Origin of the sequence: Kitasatospora sp. NPDC058444 (assembly GCF_042721415.1) — a bacterium.
Lineage (GTDB): Bacteria > Actinomycetota > Actinomycetes > Streptomycetales > Streptomycetaceae > Kitasatospora.
The window spans coordinates 21323-42213 of record NZ_JBHXLL010000007.1 but is presented as its reverse complement, the minus strand read 5'-3'; the positions used below and the strand labels follow the sequence as shown (position 1 = coordinate 42213).

Annotated in this window: 23 protein-coding genes; 12 read left to right on the top strand and 11 right to left on the bottom strand. The window is 74.7% G+C overall.

The window, feature by feature from the left end:
• The first annotated feature begins 26 nt into the window (after positions 1-26).
• A complete protein-coding gene (locus ACFWP2_RS10605; protein WP_380449983.1) occupies positions 27-578 on the top strand; it encodes an RICIN domain-containing protein in 552 nt (183 codons plus the stop codon).
• A gap of 78 nt (positions 579-656) precedes the next feature.
• On the opposite strand, the gene ACFWP2_RS10600 is transcribed toward ACFWP2_RS10605, so the two are convergent.
• The 4 genes from ACFWP2_RS10600 to ACFWP2_RS10585 all read right to left on the bottom strand — a co-directional run bounded on the left by ACFWP2_RS10600 (position 657) and on the right by ACFWP2_RS10585 (position 2565).
• On the bottom strand, positions 657-953 hold the full coding sequence (locus tag ACFWP2_RS10600) for a DUF6296 family protein (protein WP_380449982.1): 297 nt from the start codon (positions 951-953) through the stop codon (positions 657-659).
• A 68-nt stretch (positions 954-1021) separates the two neighbouring features.
• Complete coding sequence (locus ACFWP2_RS10595; protein ID WP_380449981.1) at positions 1022-1420, bottom strand: DUF2267 domain-containing protein; 399 nt, start codon at positions 1418-1420, stop codon at positions 1022-1024.
• Positions 1421-1484: 64 nt separating this feature from the next.
• The gene (locus tag ACFWP2_RS10590) at positions 1485-1889 is read right to left on the bottom strand and encodes a DUF2267 domain-containing protein (protein WP_380449980.1); all 405 of its coding nucleotides are present in this window, start codon (positions 1887-1889) and stop codon (positions 1485-1487) included.
• Positions 1890-2130: 241 nt separating this feature from the next.
• Positions 2131-2565, bottom strand: coding sequence for an Hsp20/alpha crystallin family protein (locus ACFWP2_RS10585; RefSeq protein WP_380449979.1), 435 nt, complete (start codon positions 2563-2565; stop codon positions 2131-2133).
• A gap of 109 nt (positions 2566-2674) precedes the next feature.
• Here ACFWP2_RS10585 and ACFWP2_RS10580 point away from each other — a divergent pair, with 109 nt between their 5' ends.
• Both ACFWP2_RS10580 and ACFWP2_RS10575 read left to right on the top strand, forming a co-directional pair.
• The gene (locus ACFWP2_RS10580; protein ID WP_380449978.1) at positions 2675-3364 is read left to right on the top strand and encodes a hypothetical protein; all 690 of its coding nucleotides are present in this window, start codon (positions 2675-2677) and stop codon (positions 3362-3364) included.
• Complete coding sequence (locus ACFWP2_RS10575) at positions 3339-3587, top strand: hypothetical protein (RefSeq protein ID WP_380449977.1); 249 nt, start codon at positions 3339-3341, stop codon at positions 3585-3587. Before ACFWP2_RS10580 ends, ACFWP2_RS10575 begins: the two co-directional genes overlap by 26 nt.
• Before the next feature lie 179 nt (positions 3588-3766).
• Here the strand turns inward: ACFWP2_RS10575 and ACFWP2_RS10570 are convergent, their stop codons facing one another.
• Together ACFWP2_RS10570 and ACFWP2_RS10565 are read right to left on the bottom strand one after the other, a co-directional pair.
• Positions 3767-4228 carry an SRPBCC family protein gene (locus ACFWP2_RS10570; RefSeq protein WP_380449976.1) on the bottom strand — a complete coding sequence of 154 codons (462 nt, stop codon included), beginning with the start codon at positions 4226-4228 and terminating at the stop codon, positions 3767-3769.
• Positions 4229-4358: 130 nt separating this feature from the next.
• The gene (locus ACFWP2_RS10565) at positions 4359-5339 is read right to left on the bottom strand and encodes an ArsR/SmtB family transcription factor (protein WP_380449975.1); all 981 of its coding nucleotides are present in this window, start codon (positions 5337-5339) and stop codon (positions 4359-4361) included.
• A gap of 81 nt (positions 5340-5420) precedes the next feature.
• On the opposite strand from ACFWP2_RS10565, the gene ACFWP2_RS10560 reads away from it, so the two are divergent.
• Both ACFWP2_RS10560 and ACFWP2_RS10555 read left to right on the top strand, forming a co-directional pair.
• Positions 5421-6704, top strand: a complete 1284-nt coding sequence (locus ACFWP2_RS10560) for an alpha/beta hydrolase (RefSeq protein ID WP_380449974.1) — start codon at positions 5421-5423, stop codon at positions 6702-6704.
• Between the two features lie 115 nt (positions 6705-6819).
• Positions 6820-9276: a helicase C-terminal domain-containing protein gene (locus ACFWP2_RS10555; protein ID WP_380449973.1), complete on the top strand. Its 2457-nt coding sequence runs from the start codon at positions 6820-6822 to the stop codon at positions 9274-9276.
• A 47-nt stretch (positions 9277-9323) separates the two neighbouring features.
• Here ACFWP2_RS10555 and ACFWP2_RS10550 read toward each other — a convergent pair whose 3' ends face one another.
• Positions 9324-9845: a peptidylprolyl isomerase gene (locus ACFWP2_RS10550; protein WP_380449972.1), complete on the bottom strand. Its 522-nt coding sequence runs from the start codon at positions 9843-9845 to the stop codon at positions 9324-9326.
• A 162-nt stretch (positions 9846-10007) separates the two neighbouring features.
• Between ACFWP2_RS10550 and ACFWP2_RS10545 the strand changes: the two genes are divergently transcribed.
• Positions 10008-10211, top strand: coding sequence for a hypothetical protein (locus ACFWP2_RS10545; RefSeq protein ID WP_380449971.1), 204 nt, complete (start codon positions 10008-10010; stop codon positions 10209-10211).
• Between the two features lie 87 nt (positions 10212-10298).
• On the opposite strand, the gene ACFWP2_RS10540 is transcribed toward ACFWP2_RS10545, so the two are convergent.
• Entirely contained in the window at positions 10299-11663 is a 1365-nt protein-coding gene (locus ACFWP2_RS10540; RefSeq protein ID WP_380449970.1) for an ALF repeat-containing protein, read from the bottom strand.
• A gap of 181 nt (positions 11664-11844) precedes the next feature.
• Between ACFWP2_RS10540 and ACFWP2_RS10535 the strand changes: the two genes are divergently transcribed.
• Together ACFWP2_RS10535 and ACFWP2_RS10530 are read left to right on the top strand one after the other, a co-directional pair.
• Positions 11845-12783, top strand: coding sequence for an NAD-dependent epimerase/dehydratase family protein (locus tag ACFWP2_RS10535; RefSeq protein WP_380449969.1), 939 nt, complete (start codon positions 11845-11847; stop codon positions 12781-12783).
• Between the two features lie 64 nt (positions 12784-12847).
• Entirely contained in the window at positions 12848-13924 is a 1077-nt protein-coding gene (locus tag ACFWP2_RS10530) for a LuxR C-terminal-related transcriptional regulator (RefSeq protein WP_380449968.1), read from the top strand.
• A 196-nt stretch (positions 13925-14120) separates the two neighbouring features.
• Here ACFWP2_RS10530 and ACFWP2_RS10525 read toward each other — a convergent pair whose 3' ends face one another.
• Positions 14121-14966, bottom strand: a complete 846-nt coding sequence (locus ACFWP2_RS10525) for a class I SAM-dependent methyltransferase (RefSeq protein WP_380449967.1) — start codon at positions 14964-14966, stop codon at positions 14121-14123.
• A gap of 145 nt (positions 14967-15111) precedes the next feature.
• On the opposite strand from ACFWP2_RS10525, the gene ACFWP2_RS10520 reads away from it, so the two are divergent.
• Together ACFWP2_RS10520 and ACFWP2_RS10515 are read left to right on the top strand one after the other, a co-directional pair.
• On the top strand, positions 15112-15897 hold the full coding sequence (locus tag ACFWP2_RS10520) for an MBL fold metallo-hydrolase (RefSeq protein ID WP_380449966.1): 786 nt from the start codon (positions 15112-15114) through the stop codon (positions 15895-15897).
• A 79-nt stretch (positions 15898-15976) separates the two neighbouring features.
• Complete coding sequence (locus tag ACFWP2_RS10515) at positions 15977-16489, top strand: DinB family protein (protein ID WP_380449965.1); 513 nt, start codon at positions 15977-15979, stop codon at positions 16487-16489.
• 185 nt (positions 16490-16674) lie between these two features.
• Here the strand turns inward: ACFWP2_RS10515 and ACFWP2_RS10510 are convergent, their stop codons facing one another.
• Positions 16675-17226, bottom strand: a complete 552-nt coding sequence (locus ACFWP2_RS10510) for a hypothetical protein (RefSeq protein WP_380449964.1) — start codon at positions 17224-17226, stop codon at positions 16675-16677.
• Between the two features lie 197 nt (positions 17227-17423).
• Between ACFWP2_RS10510 and ACFWP2_RS10505 the strand changes: the two genes are divergently transcribed.
• Complete coding sequence (locus tag ACFWP2_RS10505; RefSeq protein ID WP_380449963.1) at positions 17424-17912, top strand: hypothetical protein; 489 nt, start codon at positions 17424-17426, stop codon at positions 17910-17912.
• 123 nt (positions 17913-18035) lie between these two features.
• Positions 18036-19841 (top strand): beta-galactosidase family protein, encoded by a 1806-nt coding sequence (locus ACFWP2_RS10500; RefSeq protein ID WP_380449962.1) that lies wholly within the window; start codon positions 18036-18038, stop codon positions 19839-19841.
• 245 nt (positions 19842-20086) lie between these two features.
• On the opposite strand, the gene ACFWP2_RS10495 is transcribed toward ACFWP2_RS10500, so the two are convergent.
• Positions 20087-20812 carry a hypothetical protein gene (locus ACFWP2_RS10495; protein WP_380449961.1) on the bottom strand — a complete coding sequence of 242 codons (726 nt, stop codon included), beginning with the start codon at positions 20810-20812 and terminating at the stop codon, positions 20087-20089.
• Positions 20813-20891: the final 79 nt, after the last annotated feature.

Below are 20891 nucleotides of genomic sequence, written 5' to 3'. Positions count from 1 at the left end.
AGGGAAAACACATGAGAGTGATAACCATGTCTCCTGCGAAGCGCATCGCGACCGCGGCCATCACCACCGTGCTGCTGGCCGGCACGCCCGGACTGGCACTGGCGGCCACCGGAACGGCCGCCTCCCAGACCCCGCAGCAGACGACACAACCGTCCAAGCAGACCGACAACTGGAACCAGCTCCGGGTCTGGCCGCGGGGCGACGCCTCGGCCAGGAACCTGGAGGCCGGGCGCGGCGGCCGGGTCATCGTGGCCACTCCCGAACGCAACAACGACCGCCAGCAGTGGAGCCTGAGCACCATCGCCGGGAAACAGCTCATCAAGAACAAGGCGACGGGCACCTGCCTGACCGCGCCGGACGGCTCACGCGGCTCCGTCACCCTCCGGCCCTGCGACCGGAACGACATGAACCAGCAGTGGTCCGTACGGAACGTGGGGCAGGGCAAGGTCCGGATCTCCCCCGCGACGCACCCCGACCTCGCCCTCACCGCCGGCTTCCGCCTCGGCAGCGACGTCGCCCTGCGCATGTACGACGGGGCCCGCTCCCAGCAGTGGAGCACGGTCCCCCCGGGCTCCTGACCGCCGTCACTGGCCGCCGGCCCCCTGACGGGCCGTCGGACGACCCTCGGGAGGGCAAGCCTGACGGCCTCTGCCCGCCTAGGCAAAGAAGGGCCCGACCGCTCTGCGGCCGGGCCCTTCGTCGTCTGACGATTGCAGTTGTGGTTGCAGTGGCACGGCGTGAAGACAGGTATGGCGGCCGGGCCCCGGCAACGCGGTGAGCGGCCGGGCCACATCTCCTTCGATCGCCACCCGGAATGTGCCCACCTCATCGGCGTACACCGGTTCCCCGGCAGCGGCGTACGCGCCGGTGAGATGGACGACGACGACCTCGGGCGGCCCGTGCCGGCCGGGCGGGCCGGGCAGGGTGACCGCGTAGCGCTGGGGTCTGTCCATCGCTCACCTCGCCTCATCCGGTGTGCGGTTCGATGCTTGCCAGGGCAGCGCGGAGCGCTCCCGCTGTTTCAGGCGACGGCGGCCAGGTCCGCGCGGCCGAACAGCAGGGCGTAGCCGCGGGGCAGGTGGGCGAGGAGGCGGTCGGTGAGGTTGTCGTCGGTGAGGGTGGTGAGGGCGGCCAGGACGGAGGAGGCGTCCCAGCGGGCGGCGGTGAGGCTGGTGCCCAGGGTGTGGGCGAGGCTTTCGACGAAGGCGGGGGCGGTGACGGGATGGGGCAGGGGGATCTGGGCGGCGAGGACGGCGCGGGCCCGTTCGGGCAGGGCTGCGGCAAGGTCGCAGCGTTCGTCGCCGGTGAGCTGGGAGCCGAGGAGGGCCAGGACGGCGTCGAGGGCCCGTTCGGCTTCCTCGTCGGTGGGGTAGCGGCCGAGGTTGCGGACCTGCTGGAGGAGGTGGCGGTAGCGGGTCATGACCGTGGAGCCTTCCAGGGGCTGGCCGCTGGGCGGGCCGGCGGCGCGTGAGGGGTGGTCAGGGTCAGGGTCGTGTCCCTGCGGTCGGGCGGCCGAACAGCAGGTCGTAGCCGGGCGGCAGCTGGAGCAGGACCTGGTCCATGAGGTCGTCGCCGGCGGCGGCGGCCACCGTGGACAGGACGGCGCCGATGTCCCACAGGGCCGTGGCCTCGGTGGCGCCCTCGATCCAGGCCGCGGTCGCGCGCACGAACCGCTCGGTGCTGAGGGGCTCGGCGGCCTGCAGCGGGTTGAGCAGGATCAGGGACATGGTCTCGGGCAGTCGGGCGGCCAGTTCCGCCCGCACGTCGCCGACCAGGTGGGCGCCGAGCAGGGCCAGGACCACCCGGGCGGCCCGGTCGGCCTCCTGCGGGCTGTCGTACTCGCCGCGTTCCCGGACCTCTTCCAGGAACGCCTCCCATCGAAGCGTCATCGCGGTTCTTCCTCCGTCCCAAGGCCCGGCGTGCCCGGGCGACCTCAAGGCTCGACGGCCGGGCGCCGGTGCAGACCGGTCAGCTTGAGCAGCCGCACCACGCAGCGCCCGGCCCCGCGCAGGACCAGGCGGGCATCGCACCGGTCCGGGCGGGGCCGGCCCGGCGGTCGAGGGGTGTTCCGGCCGCCCCTTCGCTCGAGGGGGGAGAGATCAGGGGCGACCGGAACGGCATCGGGGCCGGTCAGGCCTGGATCTGCTTGCGGCTTCCGCTGTGGCTGATCTCGATCTTGCGGGGCTTGGCCTTCTCCGCGACCGGGATCTTCAGGGTGAGCACGCCGGCGTCGTAGTCGGCGGTGATCCCGGCGGGGTCGAGGGTGTCGGAGAGCATGACCTGGCGGGAGAACACGCCGAGCGGGCGCTCGGACAGCTCCCACTTGATGCCCTCGCCTTCCTGGCGCGGGCGGCGCTCGGCCTTGACGGTCACCATGTTCCGCTCGACGTCGATGTCGATCGCCTCCGGGTCCACTCCCGGCAGGTCGAAGCAGATCACGTACTCGTCGCCGACCCGGTAGGCGTCCAGCGGCATCGGCGTCGGACGCGACCAGGTGCCGGTCGTGTTGAGGAACTGCTGGGTCAGCCGGTCCAGCTCGCGGAACGGGTCAGTGCGCAGCAGCATTGCGAAACACCTCCACTGATCGATTGGGTGCCAGTGCGCTTCACCTGACTCCTTTCTAGCGCGTCATCCATCCGATGACAAGCTGCCGTGTCGCCTATAGAGTGACTACATGAGTGAGAAGTCCCGCAGAGCCGCCCCCGATGCTTCCCCGCCGGTCGAGCCCGTCTCGTTCCTGGCAGCCGCGGCGGCGCTGGCCGCCATCGACGACGCCGTCCGCACCGCCCAGAACCCCGCGTCCCGGCCCCCGACCACCCCTGACGAGCACGGTGGCCCCGAGCAGGCCCTGGCCGCACTCGTCCTGCTGCGCGAGCTGCGCGGCCAGCTCGCCGGCTGGGAAGCCGGCCTGGTGGAGAGCGCCCGGGAGGCCGGCGCCACCTGGGCCGACCTCGCCCACCCGATGGGCGTCGCCAGCCGCCAGGCCGCCGAGAACCGCTACCTGCGCCTCAAGCCCGCCGCCGGCGACGCTTCGCGGTCCGGCACTGGCGCGGAACGGGTCAAGGCCGTCCGCGACCGGCGGGCCGCCGACCGGACGGTCACCGCATGGGCCCACGACAACGCCGCCGGGCTGCGGGTCCTCGCCGCCCAGATCGCCACGGCCGCACTCGCCCCAGGCGCCCGTCCCGCCCAGGCCGCCCTGACCGCCGCCCTCGGCGCCACCGACCCCGCCGACCTCATAGAGCCCCTCGCCGCCGTCCGCCCCCACCTCGGCGCCGGCCAAGGCGACCTCGCCGCCCGCCTCGACACCCTCGCCCACCACACCACCCAGCTCCGCGATGACAGCGACCGACGCCGCGCCTGACCCTGCCACCGCCGCCGAAAGGCGCTGGCAGGACCTCCTGGACCGGATCCACGACCTCGAAGCACGAGTGGCCGCCACCACGAGCACCGTCAACGCCGCCCTCGACCACCACCTCGCCCGGCTCGACGCCCTGCGCCACCACCTCACCCACCCCAACTGGCCACTGCCCGCCCCCGATCCGGACAGTCCCCCCACCACGCCGACGGACAACCGGCCGGCCTGACAGGGCCGGGAGCCATCGCAACCACCCCGGCCGTCAGAACCGGCTCCCGGGTCCCACCGGCGCGCCCAGGGGCCGGTCGGCACTGGTGGCCTCCGGCGACGTACCGGCTCCAGGTGGCCCCGATGTCCGTCGCGGCGTGAACCCACCCGGCGAGGCGAGGTCGGCCCGGACCGCCCGCCTCAGTGGCCGCCGCCCAGCCGCCGGGCCAGCACCCGGCCGCGCTCGGCCTGCACCGCTGCGGTCTTCCCGGCCGCGTAGCGGAGCAGGCCGAACGGCGCGTGCAGCCGCAGTCGGTCGACGACCAGGGAGCCGGCGTCGCCTCGGGCGGTGACGGCGAAGCGGTAGTCCATCCGCACACCGCCGGGACTGACCACCTCGCCGCTGACCGTCGCCTCGTCCGGCAGCCGGGCGTCCTCGGCGCGCAGGCTGACCCGGATGACGTTGTCGTGCCGCACCAGCCCGAGGAACCGGAAGCGCTCGACGGCCACGTAGTGCGTGACCCCGTCCTCGCGCCGCACGTCCCGCACGTCCACGAGCAGCGGGGAGAGCCCGATGTAGTTCTCGGGGACCGCCAGATGGGCGAGCACGGCGGCGGGCGTCGCCGCGATGTCGTAGCTGCGGCTCAGTTCGGTGCTGGGCACGTCCGACTCCCCTGTCCGGTCCGGCCGCCGTCAGGGACCGGGAACGATCGGTGGATGATCGCACCGTCCTGACGGCTGCGCCAGGCCGTCGCCGGAAGCTCCGCGGCGCAGGAGTACCGGGAGGGCGCGGTCAGGCGCCCTGTCCCAGCAGCAGGCCGCCGAGTGCGGTGCGCCGGTGCAGGACGGCCTTGCCGGCGCGCTCGGTGGAGATCAGGCCGGCGCCGCGCAGGGCCGCGGTGTGGGCGGAGACCGTGGCCGCGCTGACGTGGAGGTGGCGGGCGAGCTCGCTCGTGGTGCGCTCCTCGTCCAGGAGGCGCAGCAGTTCGGCGCGGGTGTTCCCGATCACCTTGCCCAGCGTCCGCGGGCCGGTCTGGCCGTCGGGCCGCGGCAGGAGGAGGCCGGGGCCGGCCGGGTAGGTGACCACGGCGGGACGGCCGGGCAGATCGGACAGCAGCGGCCCACCGGACCGGTGGAAGGTCGGCAGGAGGAGGAGCCCGCGCCCGTCGAGGTGGACGTCCCCGGGCGGGCCCGGGAGCTCCCAGACGCTGCCGTGCAGGCGGGCTCCGGGCAGCAGCCCGGTCAGCACCGAGCCGACGCCTTCGGCGAGTTGGACCGCCCGGCGCACGAACTCGGCGTGGTGCAGGTCCTGCACCTGCTCCCAGACCGGCCCGAGCAGCACCTCGAACGCGGAACGCTGCGCACGGCGGATCAGCCGCCACGCCTCGGCGTCGCCCCGGGCGAGGTCGTCGATCCACGCCGGTACCGGCGTCCGTACGGGCCGGTGGACGCGCTCGAGTTCGGCGCGGACGAACGCGGAGGGGGCCGCGCGCACTTCGTCCAGGGCTTCCGGGAGGGAGTCCGCCACCACGTCCAGGAATCCCGGCGCCAGGCCGGCCGGAACGAGGTCGGCGAGCGGCAGGGCCGCCTGCGGGAGCGCACGCAGCGCCCGGCGCCGCCACGCGCCGTGGAGCAGGTCGTCGCCCCGGCGGCACATCGTCGCCAGCGCCACGTTGAGTTCCTGGAGCGGCGCCGGGCGGGACGCGAGGCGGACCCTGGCGAAGTCCTGCGGCGTGAAGTGGATCCGAAGCACGATGCCCCCGCGTGTCGACACGGACGGCGCCCGGGAGGCCATCCTTGAGTCCTCAACCTAAAGGTTCGCGCGGGCTGGGCCGGGCGGGACAGCCTGTGCCGCATGACCCGCGACTTCGCCGTGAACCGGCGCACCGTCACCACGTCCGTGCTGCTGGGCTCCGCCGCTCTCCTGTTCGGCGCCGCCCGCGCCCACGCCGGGTCCCGGACCGGTTTCCCGGCCACCGGGGCGTCCCCGGACGGTCCCCAGGACGGCCCCCAGGACGGCCCCCCGGGCATCCCCCCGGGCGACGCCGTCCTCACCCTGCCCGCGCCGACCGGCCGCCACCCCGTGGGGTGCGTCTCGGTCCACCTCGTCGACACCTCCCGCCGCGACCCCTGGGAGCCCTCGATCCCGGAACGGGAACTGATGCTGACGGTCCTCTATCCGGCCCGGTCCGCCGCCGGCCTGTCCCCGGCCCCGCAACTGCCCCCGCAGGCCGCGGCCTTGTTCGGGCGGATCGCCCCGCACACGCCCCTGCGACTGCCCGGCGCGGGCGTGGACTGGAGCGCCACCACGTCCCACTCCTTCCCCGGTGCACCCGTGCTGCCGGGCCGGCGCGCGGTGCTGGTGTTCAGCCCCGGTGGCGGCGACCCGCGGGGACTGGGCACCTGCCTGGCCGAGGACCTGGCCAGCCACGGCGCCGTCGTCGTCCTCGTCGACCACCCCGGCGACCCGGCCGCGGTCGAGTTCCCGGTCCTCACGCCGTTCCGCAGGGACTCGGTGCGCCCGACGGTCCTGCGCGGCGATCCGCGGGACCAGCCGCCCCTCTGGCGCACCTTGATCGACACGCGGATCGCCGACCTGCGCTTCGTCGTCGACCGCCTGCGCCACGCGGCCGACCTGCCGCTGCCTGCCGGGCTCGCCGGCACGCTCGACCCGCGCCGCATCGGGCTGTACGGACACTCCGCCGGCGGCAGCGCCGCCGCCGAGGTCCTGCACGAGGACCGGCAGGTACGCGCCGGCATCAACCTGGAGGGCTACCTGGACCACCCGCCCGCCGCGCCCGGCGGCACCGCCGAGCCGTTCCCGGTCGTGACGGACGGGGTGGCGAAGCCGCTTCTCCTACTCGGCAGCGACGGGTTCTCCCGACGGCACGAACTCGACCGGTCCTGGTCGGCCCTGACCGCCCGGTCGAGCCGGTGGACGCGCACCGAGCGCATCGCCGGTGCCAACCACTGGATCTTCACCGACTACGCCGCGATGGTTCCCCCACTGCAGGCGGCGGGGTTGCTGACGGCACGGACGCGGGCTGCGCTGATCGGAACCGTCGACCCGAGCGCCGCGATCCCGCGGATCCGCCACATCGTCCGCGGGTTCTTCGCACGGCACCTGACCGCCCACTGATGAGGCAGGCCGCCCGCTAATCGGGCAGGCCGCCCTCGCCGCGCCCACCCGCATCCGTACGTCATCCTTGTCTTCCCGGCCGGCTCCGGCAGGGAATCGACGTCCCCCCTCTGTGGTGAGGTGCCCCATCAGCAAGAAGAACGGATCGGCGCTGGCCGCATGGCTTCGCGGTCTCGACGCGGCCGCGTTGGAACGGGTCCTGGCGGTGCGCCCGGATGCCGCGGCGGCCCCGGAGCCGCGGTCGGTCGGGGAACTGGCGGACCGGCTCCAGCGTCCGGCGTCGGTGGCGCTGGCCCTGCCCCGGCTCGCGCTGCCGTGCCTTCAGGTGGCGGAGGCCGTCGCCGCGCTGACGTCCGTGTCGCGGGACGATCTGGCGGGCCTCCTGGACGCGACCGACGGGGAACGCGCCCACGGACTGGACGCCGTCCTGGAGGCACTGGCCGATCGCGCCCTGGTGTGGCCGGCCGACGACGGGCTGCTGCACATGGCGGCGCCGCTGCGCAACGCGTGGAGCTCGCCGTTGGGGCTCGACGCACCGCTCGTGCACCTGCTCGCGGGCTCGAACTCCGAGGAGCTGGGCCGCATGCTGGCGAAGCTCGACGTCAAGCCCGCCGCCAACCGGAAGGAGGCGCGGCTGGCGGCACTGGTCGACCATCACGGCGATCCGGCCCGGATCGCCGCGCTGGTGGCCGGGGCCCCCGCGGCCACCCGCAAGCTCCTCGAGCGGCGGGCGGCCCGGGCTCCGGAGCGCGCCGGCTTCATCATGTCCGGGACCCCGCAGGCCGACGCCGGTCCCGGCGAACAGTGGGCGCTGGAGCGGGGGTTGCTGATCCGGGACCGCCACCGGTACGGGCCGTCCCGCATGCCCGCGGAGGTGGCGCTCGCCCTGCGCGGCGCCGACTGGCACGCCCCGTTCACACCCGTCCCGCCGGGTGTGCGGTCGGTGCCTGCCACCGCCTCGGACATCGACCGGGAGGCCACCGCCGCCTCGATGGCGTTCGCCGCCCACGCCGCGTCCGTCCTCGCGGTGTGCGCCGCCGCTCCCCCGGCCCGGCTGAAGGCCGGCGGGATCGGCGCCCGCGAGCTGGCCCGGATCGGCAAGGCGGCGCAGTGCGACGAGCTCGTGGTGCGCCTCGCGCTCGAGGCGGCGGGCGCGGCCGGGCTGCTGGCCCGCGACGGCGACCGGGTCGCGGCGACCGCCGCCTACGACTCCTGGGCCGAGCAGGAACCGGCCGGCCAACTCGCCGTCCTGCTCCAGGCGTGGTGGGCGCTCCCGATGACCCCCGGCGGGAGCCGCGACGAGGACGGGAAGGCCCTGCCGGCGCTCGCCGGGGCACCGCCCTGCGGAGGCTGCGTGCAGGCCCGGCACGGGCTGCTCGCGGCCGCGGCGCAGCTCCCGGCCGGCGAGGGCGCGGCACACCCGGCGGACCTGGGGGTGCTGCTCGGGTGGCTGCGCCCGCTCGTCGACGAACTCCCCCAGGACTCCACGCCGTTCGCCACCCTCGTCCGTGAAGCGGAACTGCTCGGCGCACTCGCCCTCGGGGCCCTGTCCCCGATCGGGGCCGCCCTGCTCGCCGACGACTCCGAGGCGCTGAGGGACGCCTGCCGGCGGCTGCTGCCCGCCGCCAGCGCAAGCGCCCGGTTCGGCAGCGATCTCACGGCCGTGGTCACCGGAACGCCGTCGACGGCCCTGGCCACGCTGCTGGACTCGGTCGCGGACCGGGAGAGCGCCGGTGCGGCGTCCGTCTGGCGGTTCAGCCCGAGCAGCGTCCGCCGTGCCCTCGACGCGGGCCTGGCCCCCGACGCCTTGACGGCCGACCTGGCCGCCGTCGCCGTCGAACCGCTCCCCCAGCCGCTCACGTACCTGATCCACGACACCGCGCGCGGCCACGGCCGGGTGCGCGTCGTCTCCGCCGCCTGTGTGATCCACGGCCAGGAGCCCGGCCTCCTCGCCGAGCTGGCCGCCCACCGCAAGCTCACCGGGCTCGGGCTGCGGCAGCTGGCACCGACGGTGCTGATCAGCCGGACCCCGCTCGACAAGACGCTCGCCGCGCTGCGGGCCGCCGGGTACGCGCCCGTCGCCGAGAAGCCGGACGGGGCCGTCCGGATCGAACGGGCCCAGCGTCACCGCGCGGCGGGCCCGGTCCCGTCCCCACGCCTGCCCGGGGAGAGGCCCGGAGCGCGCCGGACGGACGGCCGCAGCACGGACGGCCGCAGCACGGACGTTCGGGCCGCCGTCGACCTGCGCGCCCTCGCCACCCGGCTGCGGGGCGCCCCGCAGGACGTTCCGGAGCCCGACCCCTACGACGGCCGACCGTACGGCAGCGACACCGAGGAGATCATCGCCGGGTACGCGCGCAACCTCTCCTTCACCGACGTCCGCCAGCTGGCCCACGCCGTCGACGAGGGCCGGGCCGTCACGATCGAGTACGTGGCCACCTCGGGCAGCACGACCGTCCGCACGCTCAGCGGGCTCGAACTGGACGCCCCCTACCTCCATGCCTGGTGCCACCTGCGCGACGACGACCGGATGTTCACCCTCTCCCGCATCCACGGGGTGATGCCCTTGTAGCCCCGGGCGGGGTAGTGTCCCCGGGCGTTCCCCGCACCCGGGACGGGTCAGGAGTGCTCGATCTCGACGGAGGTGATCACCACGTCCTCGACCGGGCGGTCGTTCTCGGTGGGGGTGGCGGCGATCGCGTCGACGACGGCCTTGGAGGCGGCGTCGGCGACCTGGCCGAAGATGGTGTGCTTGCGGTTGAGGTGGGCGGGGGTGCCCACCGTGATGAAGAACTGCGAGCCGTTGGTGCCCGGGCCGGCGTTGGCCATCGCGAGCAGGTAGGGCTTGGTGAAGAACAGTTCCGGGTGGAACTCGTCCGCGAAGGAGTAGCCCGGGCCGCCGGCGCCGGTGCCGGTCGGGTCGCCGCCCTGGATCATGAAGCCCGCGATCACCCGGTGGAAGAGGGTGCCGTCGTAGTACGGGCCCTGGCCCGGCTCGCCGGTGCGCGGATCGGTGTACTCCCGGGCGCCCTCGGCGAGTTCGGCGAAGTTGCGGACCGTCTTCGGCGCGTGGAACGGGAACAGTTCCAGGCGGATCGGGCCCGCCGTGGTGTGCAGGGTGGCGAACCGGGCAGTGGCCACGGGTGACTCCTCGGGTGCGGTTGACGCGGTCGGTGCGGTGATGCGGTCGGTGCGGTGACCAGGGCTGTTGGCTACCGCATCCTGGCACAGCCTCCGCCTTCGCGGCCGAACCGGGTGGGACGATCCGGACGTCACACGTAACAGGACGTCGGAGAAGGGCGGGTGGTCGTGGTGGTCGGTGCGGTTCTGGTGGGCGTGCTGGTGCTGGTCGTCGCGGGGTGCGGCTGTGTGGTGTGGGCCGAGCGCGGTGGGCCGCGCTGGGCGCGTGTGGTCGCGGCTCTCACCCTCGGCGCCGGGAAGGCGGTGCGCAGCTACCAGCGGAACCGGCCCCGCCGCCAGGCGGACAGCGGCGGGGACGGGGACTGAGCCGCCGTCCGGGGAGGGGCGGCGGCGGGACGTGGCGCGTCCCCGGCCGCGGGGGTGTGTGGCGGCGGCCGGGGACGCGAGGGGGCGTCAGCTCTCGGTGGAGCGGCGGCGGGCGGCCACGACCATCGCCGCGCCCGCGGCGAGGGCCGCGGCGGCGCCGCCGGCCTCCCAGCCGAGCCCGTCGGTGCCGGTGGCGGCGAGCGTGCCGGTGCCGGTCGTGGTGCCCGTGCCCGTACCGGTGGTGGTGCCGGTGCCGGTGGTCTGGGTGAGGCCGGCGGGCTGGACGGTCTGCGGCTGCTGCCCGGACCCGTCGGTGCCGTTGCCCGTACCCGTGCCCGTACCGGCGCCGTTGCCCGGCTTGGTCGCGGCGGCCGCCGCGGCTTCGTCCTCGGCCTTGGCCTTGGCCCAGCCGTCCTTGAGGAAGGCCAGGATGTCCGCGTAGCTGCCCTCGGAGGCGGCCAGGGCGGCCTTCCTCACCGCGGGGCCACCGGTCTCGATGATCTGGGAGACCTTCACCCGGTTGTCGCTCTCGCGCAGGACGGGCAGCTCGACGGTCAGGAAGCGCCGCACGGCCTCGGCGTTGCCGTCCAGGGCCTTCTGGGCGCCCGCGGCGGTGGCCCGGCCGGTCTCCTTGTCGGCGATGATGCGCAGCACCTCGACCCGGTCGTCCTCGAACTGGGCCTTGGCGAAGCCCTCGTTGAGGAAGGCCTCGACGGCCTCGTCGGTGCCGGCGTCCAGCGCCTTGTAGGCTGCCTCCTTCACGGCCCTGCCGCCCTGGTCCATCAGCTGGGAGAGCTTGACCCGGTTGTCGTCGGCGCGCTGCCTGCGCAGCTCGACGGTCAGGAAGTGGCGCAGTTCGGCGGCGCCGCCCTTGAGGGCCTTCTCGGCCGCCTCGCGCACGCCGGGGCCGCTCTTCGGGTCCTTGAGGAGGGCCTCGACCTTGGCGCGGTCCTCGTCCTCGGCGCGGGCGACGTACTGGCCGGTCTTCAGGAACTCGGCGATGGCGTCGTCGCCGGCGCGCAGGGCGGCGATGGCGGCGGCCTTCACGGCCGGGCCGCCGCTGAGGAGACGGGCGGCCAGGATCCGGTTGTCCGACTTCCGCAGGTCGTCGAGCTCGACCTCCAGGAAGTGGCGCAGGTCGGCGGCGTTGCCCTTGAGGGCCTTCTCGGCGCCCTGGTGCACCCAGCACCAGGGCTCCGCCGGCGTCTCGGCGAGGATGCGCTCGACCTCGGCGCGGTCGCGCTGCTCCTGTCCGTCGCCGTCCTCGGGGGCGGCGTCCTTGACGGAGTCCGAGCCGGTGTCGGGTCCGGAGACGCCGGTCGGCTTCGGGGCGTCGGAGGCGGAGGCCGTGGAGGGGAAGAGGACGGCGGGGGCCAGGACGGCGGCGGCGACGACGGCGGACACCCGGGGCAGCTTCATCGAGAGCAGACCTGCTTCGTGTGAAGGGATCATGAACGACCCACAGCATAGATCCACTTTTACGATTGCCATACTGATTTAGTGCCGGCCCCCAGCGTCCCCCGGCTTCCCTCCGACCTGCCCTGACCTGCGCCGATCCGTCCGCTTTCTCCCTCCGGCACCCGGCGCGCACCGCGCCCCCTGACGGTCGGACACCACCGCTAGGGTGTGGCGGATGAGCTTCCACCTGGTCGTCGGACACGGGCCCGCCGGGGCCGCCACCGCCCGCCTGCTGGCCGAACAGGGCCACGAGGTCCGGGTCGTCACCCGCACCGGGCGCCCCGCCGGGCCGGCCGTCCCCGGCGTCGAGCACCTCGCCCTGGACGCGAGCGACCCCGCGGCGCTGGCGCGGGCCGCCCGCGGCGCCGCCGCCATCCACGGCTGCGCCGCGCCGCCGCTGCCGCGGTGGGCTCGGCTGTGGCCGGCGCTGAGCGCCTCGCTGTGCGCGGCGGCCGAGGAGAGCGGCGCGGTGCTGGTCATGCTCGGCAACCTGTACGGCTACGGGCCGGTGACCGGTCCGATGACCGAGGACCTGCCGCTCGCCGCGACCGGTCCCAAGGGGCGGGTGCGGGCGGCGGCCTGGGAGCAGGCACGGGCGCTGCACGAGGCCGGGCGGATCCGGGCGGTGGAGGTGCGGGCCTCGGACTTCTTCGGCCCCGGCGTCACCGACGGCGGCCACCTGGCCGCGCGGGTGATGCCCCGGGTGCTCAAGGGCCGCCCGGTCGCCACGCTCGGCGACCCGGACACCGCGCACAGCTGGACCTACCTGCCGGACGTGGCCCGGGCGATGGCCGAGACCGCCGGCGAGGAACGGGCCTGGGGCCGGGCCTGGCACGTGCCCACCGTCCCCGCCCTGTCGGTGCGCGCGATGGTCGACCGGCTGGCCGCCGAGGCCGGCGGCGGACCGGTCGCGGTGCGCCGCCTGCCCGCGGCCGTGCTGGCGGCGGCGGGGCTGGTCTCCCCCCTGCTGCGCGAACTGCGGGAGGTGCGCTACCAGTTCGACCGGCCGTTCGTGGTGGACTGCTCGGCGTACGAGGCCGCGTTCGCGGTGCGGGCCACGCCGCTGGAGGAGCAGCTGCGGGCGACGGTCGCCTGGTGGCGCGAGCGGGCGTAGCGCCGTCGGGGCCTCCTCGTCCGTTCACCGGACGCCGGACCCCGGCTTCCGTAGTATTCCGTCCGTGGCCAAACGACGTGAGGTTGAGCGGGAAGTCCTGGGTTCCATCGGCGAGTTGGCGGCCTCCGGATTACCGGCGGCCGAGCTGTTCCGCCAGCTGCACGCCCTGCTGCTGGAACCGCTCGGCTTCGACGGCGGCTGCTGGCACGGCAACGACCCGGTCACCGGGTTCCCCACCTCCACCGTCGCCGACGGCCTCGATTTCGCCCAGTTCGAGCAGGCCGTGCACCTGGAGCTCCAGGGCGGGGACTCCACCACCTTCACCGCGATCCGCACCGCCGGCCACAAGGTGCAGACCGTCGACCGGGCCACCGACGGCCACCCCGAACGCAGCGTCCGCTACCGGGAGTTGCTCCACCCCTGCGGCTACGGCGACGAACTGCGGATCAACTTCGACATCGGCGACGGCCGCTGGGCCTCGGCGGCGTTCATGCGCGAACGCGCCCGCGGCCGCTACGACCTGCCCGACCTGCGCCTGGCCGAACGCGTCGCCGCCCCCATCGGCGCCGCCCTGCGCGGCACCCACCTCGCCGCCCTGCGCGGCGCCCGCCCCCCGCAGCCCGCGCACACCCCGGCGGTGGCGGTCCTGGACGGGTACGGGCGGCTGCGCTCGGCGGACGCGGCGGCCCGCGAACTGATCGGACGGATGGCCGAACCCACCGCCCACACCGGCGGGGTGCCCAGCGGCTTCCTCACCGTCGCCCGCCTGGCCGCCCGCCGCGGCTCCCCGGCCGAGATGCGGGTGTCCACCCCCGACGGCCAGTGGCTGGCCCTGCACGCCTCCCCGCTGGACGGCCGCCACAGCGGCGTCGCCGTCGTCGCCTCCCCGGTCTCCCCCAGCCAGCGCCTGCCCCTGGCCCTGCTCGCCCACGGCCTGTCCCCGCGCGAACAGGAGGTCGCCCTGCAGGCGGTGCGCGGCGCCAGCACCAAGGAGATCGCCGCCCACCTCCACCTCACCGTGCCCACCGTCCAGCAGCACGTCACCGCCATCCTCCACAAGACGGGCGTGGGCAGCCGCCGCGAACTCGTCGCCCTCCTGATGGCCGACCACCTCCCCACCCTCGGCCTGCCCCCGGCCTGACGGCGCAACACCGGCCGTGGACGGGCAGGGCGGCGCCGCGCCCGGCCTCAGGCGTACGGGTGCGCCGGGGAGATCCGCCCGCCCCCGGCACGGAACGGCGCGGCCTCGCAGCACCCCGCCGCCGGTCGGCACCGCCGCGAGGCCGGGTCCACCCCCGCCTCGGCCGCGAGCCGCTCGGTCCGCAGGGACCCGGCGGTCACCGGGCCGCGGGACGGCGGTCCGGGGGTGACACCGCCCGCAGCGAGTAGAGGACCGGCAGGTGGGTGTCGCCGAACGGGAACCGGTAGCTGCCGTCGGGGCCCTGGGGCAGGATGCGGCGGGCGTCGAACGCGGCCTCGGTGTGTTCGGTGAGCCGGTCCACGACCAGCCCCGCCCCGGCGGCCGCCGTCACGATCTCGCCCACCGAATGCGGGTACTGGACGACTTCCCGCGCGGCCATCGGCAGGTCCGGATCGGCGTACGTGCCCGTCACGGTCTCGCGCTGGGGCTCCCCGCCGCCGTAGGGCCAGTCGGCCACCAGCGGCTCGTAGCTCGCCAGGGTCTGGAACGCCGGGTGCAGGTCGACCAGCACCAGCCTGCCGCCGGGCCGCAGCGCCGTCGCCGCGCCGCGCATCCACGCGTCGAGGTCGCCGATCCAGCACAGCACCCCGTAGGTGGCGATCACGAGGTCGAACCGTCCGGCCAGGCCGGACGGCAGGTCCTGGGTGTCCGCCTCGACGAACTCGGCCGCCAGAGCGGCGCGCCCGGCCAGCTCGCGCGCCCGGGCGATCGCCGCCGGCGAGAAGTCGACCCCGGTCACCCGGGCCCCCAGACGGGCCCAGCTCAGGGTGTCCATGCCGAAGTGGCACTGCAGGTGCAGCACGTCCCGGCCGGCCACGTCACCGGCCAGCTCCCGTTCGATCCCGTGAAGTGTCTGGCGCCCGGCCAGGAACGCGTCGACGTCGTAGAACACGTCGTCGGGGGTCGTCCCGTGCGCCTTCGCCCGGGCGTCCCAGAGGGCGCGGTTCGCGGCGAGCCCGTCGTCGGGCGGTATTCCGTTCATGTCCGCAGTCTGCCAGGGCCCCTCCCGCGGATCACCCTCCGGGCCGGGCGCGGCGGCGCGGCACCCGGGCGGGGCCGGGGCCGTTCAAGTTCGGCCGGTGGCACCGCCCGTGAGAGCGTGGCACCGCCCGTGAGAGCATCGGCAGGTGCGCAGACTGACGGTCCTGGGGACGTGCGGTGCCTGGCCCGAGGCCGGGCGGGGCGCCAGCGGGTTCCTGCTGGAGTACGACGGGTTCAAGCTGGTGCTGGACCTCGGCTACGCGACGTTCCCGCGGTTGGCGGAGCACTGTGCCGGCGGGCACGTCGACGCGGTGGTGATCACCCATGAGCACCCCGACCACTGCGCCGACCTCAGTGCGCTGTGTCGCGCGCGCTACTTCGCGCAGGAACGCGGCGCCCGCCTGCCGTTGTACTGCACCCCCGGAGTGATCGGGCGGGTCCAGGCGATGGAGCCGACCGAGGACCTGCTCGACGTCTTCGACGTGCACGCGCTTCCGTCGAGCCACCGGGTGGGGCCGTTCCGGCTCGACGCCGTGCTGCTGCCGCATCATGTTCCGCACGCCGGAGTGCGGTTGACCGCGCCGGGCCTGACCCTCGCCTACAGCGGCGACGCGGGAGCGGACCCCGCCCTGGCCCGGCTGGCCGCGGGAGCGGACCTGTTCATCGCCGGCGCCACGCTCCAGGGCCCGTCCGCCGACGGCGGCGACCCCCACCTGATGAGCGCCGAGCAGGCCGGGACGTGGGCGGCCCGTTCCGGGGCCGAGCGCCTGCTCCTCACGCACTTCTGGCCCGGCAGCGACCGCACGCGTTCGACCGCCGACGCCCGGAGCCGGTTCTCGGGCGAGGTGATCGCCGCCGAGGAGGGCATGGTGATCCCGTTCCGGTCCCCTACTCCGCGGGTCCGCGAAGTACTCCGCGAAGTACGGGACTAGCTAGTGCCGCATCAGGCAACGTTCGCCCTGTCGGAGGTCCTGCCTGTCGATGGTTTTGGCCGCTGGCGATAATCGTCCGATGAGTGCCATCGAACGTCCTCTGCCGCCCCTGAACGCCGACGAGAGCACCACGCTCGAAAGCTGGCTTGACTTCCACCGCATCACCCTCGCCATGAAGTGCGAGGGCCTGGACGATGAGCAGGCCGCTGTCGCGTCCGTGCCACCGTCAGGCTTCACCTTGACCGGCCTCGTTCAGCACATGGCGGAGGTGGAGCGGAACTGGTTCCGCCGAGTGTTCGCCGCAGAACAGGCCCCGCCCATCTACGACCCGCACGCTGACCCGTCCGCCCCCGACGGCGGCTTCGAACTGGCCGAGGGCGCCACACTGCACGACGCCCTCGCCACCTGGCACGCGGAGATCGCCCGCGCCCGCGAGCTCTGCGCCGGCCGCGCTCTGACCGACACCGGCCGTTTCATGGAGCAGGACGTCAGCCTCCGCTGGATCTACGTCCACATGATCGAGGAGTACGCCCGCCACAATGGCCACGCCGACCTGCTCCGGGAGCGCATTGACGGCACCACCGGTGTATGACGCCGGATCAGGTAGGGCCGCCGCCCTGTTGTGAAGTGACGCGCCGCCGGGTTCCGTGCCGGGCGGCGCGTCGCGTCAGGGTGCTCGGGTGGCCGAACGTGTGCGCGTGCGCGAGATCGATGACGGCGAGGGGCGGCGGCCGCCGCGGATCATCCGTAGGGGCACGAACGCTGCCTGATGCGGCACTAGAAAGCGTGGAAGGAGACCCTCCGGTCGCCCGACGGCAGCGAGGCCGGCAGGCCGGGGACGGCGATCCGTCCGGAGTACAGGCCTTCCAGGAAGGACACGGCCCCCTCCGGGTACGTCCACCAGCCGCCGCGGCGGCCCCGGACCACGACGGGCCATGCGTCGGGGTCGGCGGCCGCGGTGTGCCAGAGGATCTCGTCGCCGTCCGGAGTGCCCGCCCACGCCAACAGTGCGGGCCGCGCCCCGGTTCCGCCCTCGTCCCCGGTTCCGTCCGCGTCCCCGGTTCCGGTGGCGTACTCGGCCGGAATGTCCCCCTCCCGGAGGTCGTCCTCCATGGTCTCCCGGTCGGAGCGGACGTCCGCGACGAACGTGGGCTCCGATCCCGGCACCGGGGTCGACACGAGGACGAACTCGTCGACCGAGAAGCTGGGGCAGCGGGTCGACAGCTCACGGTAGTCGGAGGGCAGTGCGGTACCGATCCCTTCGTGGATCGCCGCCCAGTCGATGCCGCGACCACCGGTGGCGGCCTGCAGTCCCGGGAGCCGGAGCATCAGTCGATCGAACGCCCGCGGCACGTCCATGGCCCACCTCCGTGATGTCCGCACGCCTGTCGGAAGGAAGAGGGCCGTCGGTCGGGCCCCGCGCGCGGCGGCCCACCTGACTACCGCACCCGCACCGCCGGGCGCAACAGCGGTGCCCGCCGCCCCGCCCGGGGGCGTTGTCGCAGGTGGGGCCTAGGGTTCCGGGCATGAACGTTCCCGAGGTCATCCCGATCCGCCACGAGCCCGACTACCGCACGGACACCATCGGCCGGTACGAGGGCGGCCAGTTCTACGCGACCGTCGTCGCGGCGTTCCCCGAGGGGTGGAGCGGCGACGACTGGCAGGCCGTGAAGCGCTGGCACGCCGTGCTGCACCGGTTCGACGAGGCCGGCCGCCACCTGGGCTCGCGCATCGAGTCCACCGGCACGACGGCGGACGGCGAGCGGCAGGCGATCGCCGCGGCCGAGCTGCTGCTGGCGCAGTGGCTGGACGCCCTGCCGGGGCGCCGCTACCAGGACATCGTCATCGCGCCGTTCGAGGTGCGCTTCGAGGGCGCCCTGTTCGGCCTGGTCCTGGAGGTGGACGACGACGAGGAGGCGGAAGAGGAGGAGGACGAGGAGGGCCGCGTCTGGATGGAGCTCTACCCGGACGGCCTGGGCTTCACCGCCCCGTGGGACGGCAGCTACGACACCTGAGCGGCGACGGCCCGCGCGGCCCGTTCCTCGCTAGGCTCGGCGGCGCCGGGGTCCGCGGGGCCCGCGGCATCTGTGGCGTCTGTGGTGTCCGTGGTGTCTGTGGCGGGAAGTCGGGGTGTGCGCATGCTCGGGTACGACGCGGACGGGTTCGTGCGGGACGGGGTGCCGCACCGGGTGGTGGCCGGGGCGCTGCACTACTTCCGGGTGCATCCGCGGCTGTGGGAGGACCGGCTGCGGCGGGTGCGGGCGCTGGGCGTGAACACGGTCGACACCTACGTGCCGTGGAACTTCCACGAACTGCCCGACGGCACAGTGGACTTCACCGGCTGGCGGGACGTGTCCCGCTTCGTGCGGCTGGCCGGCGGCCTCGGGCTGGACGTGATCCTGCGCCCCGGCCCGTACATCTGCGCGGAGTGGGACTTCGGCGGTCTGCCGGCCCGGCTGCTGGCGGTGGACGGGCTGCGACTGCGCTGCGCGGACCCGGCGTACCTGGCCGAGGTGGACGGCTGGTTCGACGCGCTGGTGCCCGAACTGCTGCCGCTGCTGGCGAGCCGGGGCGGGCCGGTGGTGGCGATGCAGGTGGAGAACGAGTACGGCAGTTACGGCGACGACGCCGCCTACCTCGCCCACCTGCGCGACGGCCTGCTGCGGCGCGGCGTGGACTGCCTGCTGTTCACCACCGACGGCGCCCACGACACCATGCAGCAGGGCGGCACCATCCCCGGCCAGCTCGCCACCGCCACCTTCGGCTCGCGCGCCCCCGAGCGGCTCGCGGTGCTCCGCCGCCACCAGGGCGAAGGCCCACTGACCGCCATGGAGTTCTGGATCGGCTGGTTCGACCAGTGGGGCCTGCCGCACCACGTCCGCGACCCGAAGGAGACCGCCGCCTCCCTCGACGAGCTGCTGGCCACCGGTGCCTCCGTCAGCCTCTACATGGCGCACGGCGGCACCAGCTTCGGCCTGTGGTCCGGCGCCAACCACAGCGGCGCCCACCCGCTGGACGCCGGCTACGAGCCGACCGTCACCAGCTACGACTACGACGCGCCGATCGGCGAAGCCGGCGAACTGACCGAGAAGTTCCACGCCCTGCGCGAGGTCATCGGCCGCTACCTGCCCCTGCCGGACGGCGAACTGCCCGACCCGCCGCCCCGGGTGGCGCCGCAGCGCCTGGAGCGGGCCGACGGGCGGGCCCGGCTGGCCGGCGCACTGGACGCGCTGTCGCAGCCGCGCCGGCACGCGGCACCACTGCCGATGGAGCGGGTCGGACAGGACCGCGGCCTGATCCACTACCGCACCCGTGTGCCCGGCCCGCGCCCCGAACTCCCGCTGCGCATCGACGGGTTGGCCGACCGGGCGCAGGTCTTCGCGGACGGGCGCCCGCTCGGGACGCTGGACCGCAACTCCCCCGGCGCCACGCTGCCCCTGGCCACCGGGCCCGACGGGGTCGTGCTGGACATCCTGGTCGAGGCGCTGGGCCGGGTGAACTACGGCCCGCAGATGGACGACCGCAAGGGCATCACCCGCGGCGTCTCGCACGGCCACCAGCGGCTGTTCGACTGGCAGATCCGGCCGCTGCCGCTGACCGACCTGTCCGCACTGCGCTTCACCGACGGCGTCGAGGCGGACGGCGCCGAGACCCGCGCCGGGGAGCCGGCCTTCCACCGCTTCACCGCCGAACTCCCCTCCCCCGCCGACGCGTTCCTCGCCCTACCCGGCTGGGGCCGCGGACTGCTGTGGCTCAACGGCTTCCTGCTCGGCCGCCACTGCGCCGCCGGCCCCCAGCGCACCCTCTACGCCCCCGCCCCGCTGTGGCGGTCCGGCGCCAACGAACTGGTCGTACTGGAACTCGAACGCCACGGCACGGTGGTCGAGTTGCGCGACGAACCCGACCTCGGCCCGGTCACGGCGGCGCCCAGCTCCGAATACTGACCGGCCGGTCAATACGGCAACCGCATCTGCATGACGGATGTGGTGTGGGCTCGTCGGTGTATCCGTGTGCCGATGAGCTGACGGTCGAGCAGGTCGAGTCGCGGTACTCGTTCGGAGCCACCCGGAGCTCCGAGGCGGCCCCGGCCGCAGCCCCGGGCGACCTCCGGTCCGGCCCTCCCGGGTACCGCCCGGCTCGCTCCGGTCGGGCGGCGAGCAGTGCGCGGCGGGTCGCCTGCCGGCGCCGCCTACGGCCGCAGCTGGGCCGCGAGTGCCTCGGCGACCTTCCTGAGCGACTCGCCGGCCAGGGCCGGGTCCGCCTTGGTGACGGGCCATCCCTGGGAGACCACGAGCGCCAAGTCGCCCTTGCCCGCCACCGCCACCCGTGCAACGGCGGCCGTGCCCCGGCCCGGGGTGACCCTGGTCTGGCCGATCCCGGGCTCGTCCCTGGAGAACGTCATCACCTCGTCAGCGCTGAGGTCGCCGAGGCGGGCGATCTGCGGCAGCGCCAGGTTCACCGCCACCTCGCCCTCGGACACGGCCACGAGGTCGATCTTCATCGGGGCGTCCGAAGCCGTGAAGTTGCAGACGACGGACGCGTTCGGCGGGACGGCGGGGAAGGAGGGGAGCCCGGACGGCGTGGGCTGCCCGCTGGGCAAGGCCTGGGCCGGGCGGCCCGGGTCGACGGTCCCCCGAGCCGCGGGATCGCCGCCGGACGCCGCCGGGGTGACGGTCCGCTCGGCACCGGCCGCCTTCAGCGCCGCCGCCGGGTCGAGGCCGAACGGGCAGGCCGACGTACTCGTCAGCTGCTTCGCCGTCGAGGCGACCCGGTCGTAGGACAGCCTCTCACCGCCCGAGGCCGCCCCGCCGGAACTCCCGGACGAGGAACAGGCGCTCCCGGCAAGGGCGATCCCGGCCGCGCCGGCCAGGGCGAGGATGCGGCGGTACTTGGCTGCTGTGCGATCAGCTGTCATCCGGTCAGCCTAATCCTGCCACCACGTCTGCGTGATGGATGTGGCGTGGGGCTCGTTGGTGTATCCGTGTGCCGATGAG

What these genes read in the sequence shown, in the direction of transcription:
- ACFWP2_RS10580 (WP_380449978.1), top strand. Translation starts at nt 2,675, where the DNA reads ATGAGTGAGAAGTCCCGCAGAGCCGCCCCCGATGCTTCCCCGCCGGTC.
- ACFWP2_RS10575 (WP_380449977.1), top strand. Translation starts at nt 3,339, where the DNA reads ATGACAGCGACCGACGCCGCGCCTGACCCTGCCACCGCCGCCGAAAGG.
- ACFWP2_RS10600 (WP_380449982.1), bottom strand. Translation starts at nt 953, where the DNA reads ATGGACAGACCCCAGCGCTACGCGGTCACCCTGCCCGGCCCGCCCGGC.
- ACFWP2_RS10585 (WP_380449979.1), bottom strand. Translation starts at nt 2,565, where the DNA reads ATGCTGCTGCGCACTGACCCGTTCCGCGAGCTGGACCGGCTGACCCAG.
- ACFWP2_RS10540 (WP_380449970.1), bottom strand. Translation starts at nt 11,663, where the DNA reads ATGATCCCTTCACACGAAGCAGGTCTGCTCTCGATGAAGCTGCCCCGG.
- ACFWP2_RS10495 (WP_380449961.1), bottom strand. Translation starts at nt 20,812, where the DNA reads ATGACAGCTGATCGCACAGCAGCCAAGTACCGCCGCATCCTCGCCCTG.
- ACFWP2_RS10595 (WP_380449981.1), bottom strand. Translation starts at nt 1,420, where the DNA reads ATGACCCGCTACCGCCACCTCCTCCAGCAGGTCCGCAACCTCGGCCGC.
- ACFWP2_RS10590 (WP_380449980.1), bottom strand. Translation starts at nt 1,889, where the DNA reads ATGACGCTTCGATGGGAGGCGTTCCTGGAAGAGGTCCGGGAACGCGGC.
- ACFWP2_RS10605 (WP_380449983.1), top strand. Translation starts at nt 27, where the DNA reads ATGTCTCCTGCGAAGCGCATCGCGACCGCGGCCATCACCACCGTGCTG.
- ACFWP2_RS10525 (WP_380449967.1), bottom strand. Translation starts at nt 14,966, where the DNA reads ATGAACGGAATACCGCCCGACGACGGGCTCGCCGCGAACCGCGCCCTC.
- ACFWP2_RS10560 (WP_380449974.1), top strand. Translation starts at nt 5,421, where the DNA reads ATGACCCGCGACTTCGCCGTGAACCGGCGCACCGTCACCACGTCCGTG.
- ACFWP2_RS10505 (WP_380449963.1), top strand. Translation starts at nt 17,424, where the DNA reads ATGAACGTTCCCGAGGTCATCCCGATCCGCCACGAGCCCGACTACCGC.
- ACFWP2_RS10500 (WP_380449962.1), top strand. Translation starts at nt 18,036, where the DNA reads ATGCTCGGGTACGACGCGGACGGGTTCGTGCGGGACGGGGTGCCGCAC.
- ACFWP2_RS10510 (WP_380449964.1), bottom strand. Translation starts at nt 17,226, where the DNA reads ATGCTCCGGCTCCCGGGACTGCAGGCCGCCACCGGTGGTCGCGGCATC.
- ACFWP2_RS10515 (WP_380449965.1), top strand. Translation starts at nt 15,977, where the DNA reads ATGAGTGCCATCGAACGTCCTCTGCCGCCCCTGAACGCCGACGAGAGC.
- ACFWP2_RS10535 (WP_380449969.1), top strand. Translation starts at nt 11,845, where the DNA reads ATGAGCTTCCACCTGGTCGTCGGACACGGGCCCGCCGGGGCCGCCACC.